Source organism: Desulfonatronospira sp. (assembly GCA_003563255.1).
In the GTDB taxonomy this organism is placed as follows: domain Bacteria; phylum Desulfobacterota; class Desulfovibrionia; order Desulfovibrionales; family Desulfonatronovibrionaceae; genus Desulfonatronospira.
This window is the reverse complement of the sequence record PWSL01000184.1, coordinates 1-6,378: the sequence shown is the minus strand read 5'-3', so window position 1 is coordinate 6,378 and position 6,378 is coordinate 1. Positions and strand designations below refer to the sequence as shown.

The window sequence follows — 6,378 nt, the reverse complement described above, 5'->3', positions numbered from 1 at the left end:
TTAGAGGATATACTTATGCATCATAATTACGACAGAGCCGGCTTTAGTTTAATCGAGATCATGGTGGTCATGGTCATCCTGGGTCTCCTGGCAGGACTTCTGGTGCCCAGGATAATGGATCGCCCTGACGAAGCCAAGTTCACCAAGGCCCAGATGGATATCAGAACCATTGAGTCGGCTTTACGGTTTTACCGCCTGGACAACGGACGATATCCCACCACAAACCAGGGCCTGCAGGCCCTGATACAGAGGCCGGACTCAGGGCCAACCCCTGCAAACTGGCGTACCGGGGGATACCTGGAAGCCTCGTCCTTACCCAGAGACCCCTGGGGGAACGACTATATTTATCGCTCTCCAGGCGCTGATGGGCGTGATTACGAGGTCATCAGCCTGGGAGCCGACGGACAGGAGGGGGGTACAGGCCACAACCGGGAAATAAGAAGCTGGGAGCTGCAGGAGTGAAACAGCAGGGACTGACCCTGATTGAAATTCTGGTGGTTATTTTTATTTTTGGCCTGGGCTGGTTCACCCTCCTGCCCAGCCTGGATACCGTCGGCAACAGCAGGCAAGATCCCCTGCAAGACATAAATATCATGCTGAACAAAGCCGGTTCACATGCTGCAAAGTCTTATTCGATTCAGGAAGTGTACTTTTCTCTGGGCCGGGAAGTTCTGGTGTGGAATGAAGAAGAACAAAAACTGCCGGCGTCCCTGGCCAGGGCGGTTATAAACTCCAGGCAGGTTGAGGGAACTGAGGCCTTATTCAGAATTTATCCTGCAGGTTTTATGGATGAAGTCAGTATGGAGCTTGCCAATGGCTACAGGCTGCAATCAAGTCCCCTGGAACAGCAATTGAGGTTGCATTGAACACCTACAGGCAGCCTGATAATGGTTTTTCCCTGGTAGAGCTCATGGTGGCCCTTGTGGTAGGTGCAATTCTCGCCCATGCTGTATTGAGCCTGCAAAAGTACAGTGTTTACCTGGCATCAAACCAGCATTACACCTTGAGTAATCTGAATTATGTCCAGGAGCTTCTGGCCCGCAAAGGTCTTGAAGAGCTCTCAACACCTTCGGGGGTCTGGATTTCCACCCCGGAAATATACGGAGGCAGATGGAGAACTGTTGGAGGACAGGATGTGGATCCTGAAGGAATCAGGTGGATGCACCTGGAAACAGAAGTGCATGGACTGGTGCTTGAATGGTCCTGGCCTGTGATAGAGAGGTGATAGAGGTCGGAAGTCGGAGGTCGGAAGTCGGAAGTCGGAGGTCGGAGGTCGGATGACAGAGGGCGGCAGTGTTGTGGGGAATGTCCCATTTTTGAACAGGGGCAACTTTTTCACTTGTCTTGCGGGCAAAGCCCGCTTCAGTGCAGGACCTGCCCAGTCCAAGCCGGCAAGGGCCAGGGCCGGGTTTTCCGGGTTCACCCTGGTAGAGGTTCTGGTAGGTCTTGCTGTCGCCGGGGTTCTGGCGGCCATGCTGGCTTCTATTATGGGCAACAGCATTTTTTCCAGCCAGGAGCTTCTGAAGAAAAGCAGCGAGGAGCATCAAAAGACCGTCCTGCGACGGATTATTCACCGGGATATCAAGCATATGCAATGGCAGACCGGGCTTGAACCCACATCAAGTGGTTTCAGGATGGTTACCGGGCATAATACACTCGTTTCAGCCTCCATCCCGATGCAGGTGTCCTGGGATTTCAGAGACGGCAAGGTAATCCGTATCGAAGAAAATCAGGACCTGGAGTACAGCCGGGAGCAGGTACTGTCCCACAAACTTGAATCTTTGAATATAGCATTCATGTCATCCCAAGACCAGCGCTGGATAGAGCATCAGTCGTGGCTTATGGGTACCAACCGCCCTTATCCCAGGGCGTTGCGCTTACGCATGGTTTTCGGCGAAGAGGTAGGGTTTGAAATAGTAGAGCATATACCAGGCCATGATCATTGATACTTTCAAAGTTCTGCAATCATCGGGAATAAGTGCTGACCTGAAAAGCAGGGGCGCAGCTCTGGTCCTGGTCCTGGTAAGCCTGCTTTCCCTTTCAGTGGTGGTATTGCATGTCACTGAAACAACCACTCGCAGCCATGAAGGGGCTGCCAGGCTGACATTGGAGTACAGGGCAGGGATTCTGGCTGAAGAAGGCCTGGATATGGGCATTAATATGCTTCAGGAGATTCGAAACAACCGGGCGGATTTGCCTGCCCACCTTTGGAGAGCCGCATGGAAAGATCAGGGGCTGCAGATACTTATCATACCCTGTGTTTCCAGGCTGCCGATAAATGCAATGGTCACAGAAAGTAACAACAGGGAGGATTTCCGAAAAGCTGTGTTTGAGTTATTCGCCGCCGGAGATTTTTCCCTGGAAAAAATGGAACATTTGCTTTACTGGATGGGGGATATGGAAATATCCGGCCATGGAGCTACGACAGCAGCCTTAGTCCATGATTATTCCAGCAGGAATTTGGAATATTCCGCTCCAGGAAGAAAGCTGCAGAAACCGGAAGAAATACTGATGATACCCGGTTTTGAAGATTTGAATCCTGAGTGGATCAGGCAGAATTTTACGGTCTGGGGTGAACAGGACAGAATAGACATCAACTCCGCAGACAGAGAGATAGTACTGGCGCTCATTCCAGAGCTGACGCCCTACTGGTCCGGCATTGAAAGCCTGCGCCGGGAGAAAAGAATAACACACCCCAACCAGTTGTTGACCGCAACGGACATGGATATGTCTACATACACCCATGCTTTGAATTACATTGTCATTGATCCTGAATACTATGAAATCCTGGTACAGGTGGAACTGGGGGGGTGGATTGAGAAGCACCGCTATATAGTACAGGCGGTGGATTCACAACATGAGACGTCTGCCCGGGTACTGGCGAAAGATGTTCTCAAGTCGGGAGCGATATGAGTTTATTTAAACGCGGTTCACCCCGGGAATTCTACTTGGCCAGGCCTGAGCAGGGCAGGGTGGAGTGGTACTTCTGTACTCCAGAGGAAGTGCAGGAGATAGAAGAACCGCCCGCTAGTTCCAGGTATCCACTCCTGGTGATGTTGCCGGATCGTTTTTTCTTCTTTCATATTCCAGAAGATCTCCAGGGCAAAAAACGTAAAGTCATGCATGCAGCTGCTGAACTGCAGCTCAGGCACCTGTTCCCTGCTCCTTCCGGGGGGGAGAGCATGGAAGTTCTGGATACCGGGATTGATGTCCTGGGGTGCTTCAGATCCGGAGAACTGGATGCATTTGTGCAGCAACATAAACCACTGCTGCTCAGGGCCAGTGCGGTCACCACTGCATTTCTGGGGGGGCGGGCCGCCACCGTCAATACGAATACTCATTTCTGGACCATGCACAACCCCGGGGACCCCCGCATGCTGGTCATGGATAACAGGCTGGAATATTTTTTCGGGGATGAGCAGGAACTGGAACAAAGAGTCCGGGACTCCGGGCTATCAACCTCTCCTGCATTGCTGACTGTTCAGGATGTAATACAGTCTGTGGCTGCCAATGCAGTTCCCTGGAACAGCTTCAAGCTGCAGTTATCCCAGATAAGCGAGGTGCAATCAGGAAGTAAACTTGTTTTAAAGGCTGCAGCTGTTTTGTTTCTGGCTGGGATGCTCTTTTGCGGGGGAGAGATTTACAAGCTGCGATCCCTTGAGATGGAAAGGGCGCAATGGCAGACAGCCCTGGAAGAAGTTTATACCGGTGCCCTTGGTCCTGACTATGGATCTGATCCGTATGGCCTGCTGCTCTACAGGGCTGAACAGTCCCGAAACACTCACAGACTCGGGGTGGATTTCATGGAGTTCCTGGGCCGGCTTAGCAGGGCGGCCCCTGAGAGCCTCCTGGTTCATGGTTTTTCCCTGGGTATTGACTCAGGCAGGGTGCAGGCTTCCCTGGACAACTATGAGCAGATGGAGAGGTTCCTTGAAAACCTGAATGATGCCGAAGGGTACAGCTTTACCCTGGATCAGGCTGAGAGTGCCGGGGACAGGGTGGAGATAACCCTCAGGGTGAGATATTGATCCTGGCACGCCGGGATTTCCTTCGTTATTCAGCGGGGAGTAATCTTCCCCCGTCCGAAGGGCTGATACCTTTTCCTTGCGGGTCTTGCCCTGATTCACGAAGTGCAGGCCAAGCCATTTAACTTGGGTGTGATCTGTGGGTAAAAAACTCTTTTCTTATCTGGGTTGCGGGCCAGGCCCGCGTTGGTACTTAGCGTAGGACAGTCCCTGGTCACGCCAGAGGCGAGAGTGCCAGTAGTCATCACCGAGGACCCCCCTGAATGCTTAAGTCTTTGTAGGATAAAAATTTAATTCAATATGGATATCAGAGCTGGAATAAAAAGAATGCTTGCCTGGGATACCAGGTCCCCGGGAGAACAAAAAAGGGTCGCCTTTTTCTTGCTTTTTGCAGCTGTGCTGCTTCCAGTCATCCTGTGGTCCTGGATCAGTTCCGCTGCATCTGATGTGCTCCAGGATACCCGGAATATCAAAGCCAGGTACGAAAGGGCCCTGCCATTGGCAGCTGAGATAGGTAAGTCCATGGAGCTGGAGTCGGAATCAATTGCTCACCTTTCCCCACTGGCAGGCATACAGAAGGTCATCAGAGATGCAGGTCTTGAAGACAGGCTGGCCTCATTACGCCCATCAAGCAATTCAACTGCACAGGATGGTGTACAGCTTTACCTGGAACGACTTGATCTGATAGAGCTTCTGTATTTTTTTGAAACTTTAAGTAATATTTCCGACCTGAATATTGTCTCATGCCGGCTGGACAGACGAATGGACAGCCCGGAGCATATGGATGTCAGGCTGGTCCTGTCTCGTTGATGACTGAACCTTAATCACCTATCTGTTCAGAGTTCTTAAGTTCTCCAGAGACTGAATGGTCCCAGAGTGCCTGCCCCCTGCTTTCCTTTTTTTTGTTTCCAGGCTCCAGCCTGGGGACATCGTTTTTTTGAGGCTCCAGCCACATTTTTTAAGAAGCGGCTGGAGCCTGGGAACGAAAGGTAAGGCTGGAGCAGGGTAAGGAGAGGTAACCAGGAACGAAGAACCAGGAACCAGGAACCGATTTTAGCGATCAACATGTTTGTTTGAAAGTTGTACTAATCGCCTAATGGCCTGTATCTGCCCTCCTGAATGTTTACAAATAATCTGACGAGGAAAATCCGTAATGAGCAACGACCAGAATTTCAAAAACCTGATCCTGGACTATCCCCGCGATGCCCTTGAGCTTTTCGTCGGAGCAGAGGCTAAGTCCCTGGATAAAGGGGCAAAAATAATTCCCATCCGTGAAGAACAGCTCAAAAACCGGCTGGGAGACCGCTTCAGGGAACTGGATGTGCCTTTGCTGGTGGAATGGCCGGATGGTACCAGAGAGGCCATCTTGTTTGTTGTTGAAGAAGACACCGATCCCAGACGTTTTTCCATTCACCGTCTGGCACACTATTGCCTTGATTTATCCGAGATGTTCAAAACAAACAGGGTGGTCCCGGTGGTCATATTTCTGTATGCCGGGAATTATGCCCGGGAGCTTGTACTTGCAGGGGATGAGCAGAATTACCTCCGGTTTTCATTCATCGAATGCGCCCTGAAGGGTCTGTCCTATGAACAATACCGGGAAAGTTCAAATATTGTAGCAAGGCTCAACCTGCCCAACATGAGCTACCGCCCTGAACAGAAGGTTGACGTCTACGCTGATGCTGTACGGGGCCTGCGCCGGCTTGAGCCTGAAACTGAGAAGCGCCTGAAGTATCTTGATTTCATTGACATCTACGCTGATCTGGACGATATGGAATACAAGCTATATGTATACAAATATTCCGAGGAGGCTGAGGTTATGAGTGCATTTGCTGAAAGATTCAGAGAAGAAGGAATGCAGAAGGGAGTGCAGAAGGGCGAAGCACAATTGCTGATTCGTCAAATGTCCCTGAAATTCGGTCAAATCCCAGAGGACAAGCAGCGCCTGGTTGAATCTGCTGATTCAGAGAGCCTGATACGCTGGTCGGAGCGGATACTGACGGCCCAGAGCCTGGAGGAGGTCCTGCAGTAGGCTGTATTAGGGACAGGGGGCATTTTAATCTGGGTTAAGGGCGTAGTCCCCCCATAGCACTCCTGTTTTCTTACGACATCTGACATCTTCTAAGAACTAACCAGGTCAAAGGCAACCAGTTTTGCTAATGAAAGATTTCAGTAACCAATAAAATATTGTCGCGGGGACTGTCCCAAGTGTGGGATACGAGCACTTCTTTTTCTTGGGTTGCGGGCTGAGCCCGCTTTAGTGGCTTACTCCTGAAACCCTGTCACAAAAAACAAGAAAAATTTGAGCCATGACGGGGGTTCAGCACTTGGCGCTGGGACTGTTTTATTTTTG

8 protein-coding genes are annotated in these 6,378 nt (G+C 51.0%); all 8 read left to right on the top strand.

The features are described from left to right. Positions 1 to 15: 15 nt before the first annotated feature. The 8 genes from gspG (at position 16) to QZP87_RS05305 (ending at position 6,057) form a co-directional block, all read left to right on the top strand. Positions 16 to 462: a type II secretion system major pseudopilin GspG gene (gspG, locus tag QZP87_RS05340; RefSeq protein WP_291321888.1), complete on the top strand. Its 447-nt coding sequence runs from the start codon at positions 16 to 18 to the stop codon at positions 460 to 462. Then, positions 459 to 866: a prepilin-type N-terminal cleavage/methylation domain-containing protein gene (locus QZP87_RS05335; protein WP_291321887.1), complete on the top strand. Its 408-nt coding sequence runs from the start codon at positions 459 to 461 to the stop codon at positions 864 to 866. Before gspG ends, QZP87_RS05335 begins: the two co-directional genes overlap by 4 nt. Continuing rightward, positions 863 to 1,225, top strand: coding sequence for a prepilin-type N-terminal cleavage/methylation domain-containing protein (locus tag QZP87_RS05330; protein ID WP_291321886.1), 363 nt, complete (start codon positions 863 to 865; stop codon positions 1,223 to 1,225). The genes QZP87_RS05335 and QZP87_RS05330 overlap by 4 nt, the downstream gene beginning before the upstream one ends. A 52-nt stretch (positions 1,226 to 1,277) precedes the next feature. Further along, positions 1,278 to 1,946 carry a type II secretion system protein gene (locus QZP87_RS05325; protein WP_291321885.1) on the top strand — a complete coding sequence of 223 codons (669 nt, stop codon included), beginning with the start codon at positions 1,278 to 1,280 and terminating at the stop codon, positions 1,944 to 1,946. Then, positions 1,936 to 2,913, top strand: coding sequence for a type II secretion system protein GspK (locus QZP87_RS05320; RefSeq protein ID WP_291321884.1), 978 nt, complete (start codon positions 1,936 to 1,938; stop codon positions 2,911 to 2,913). The genes QZP87_RS05325 and QZP87_RS05320 overlap by 11 nt, the downstream gene beginning before the upstream one ends. Continuing rightward, positions 2,910 to 4,028, top strand: coding sequence for a hypothetical protein (locus QZP87_RS05315; protein ID WP_291321883.1), 1,119 nt, complete (start codon positions 2,910 to 2,912; stop codon positions 4,026 to 4,028). The genes QZP87_RS05320 and QZP87_RS05315 overlap by 4 nt, the downstream gene beginning before the upstream one ends. A 324-nt stretch (positions 4,029 to 4,352) precedes the next feature. Then, entirely contained in the window at positions 4,353 to 4,835 is a 483-nt protein-coding gene (locus QZP87_RS05310) for a hypothetical protein (RefSeq protein ID WP_291321882.1), read from the top strand. Between the two features lie 343 nt (positions 4,836 to 5,178). Continuing rightward, entirely contained in the window at positions 5,179 to 6,057 is an 879-nt protein-coding gene (locus QZP87_RS05305) for a hypothetical protein (RefSeq protein WP_291321881.1), read from the top strand. Positions 6,058 to 6,378 lie beyond the last annotated feature (321 nt).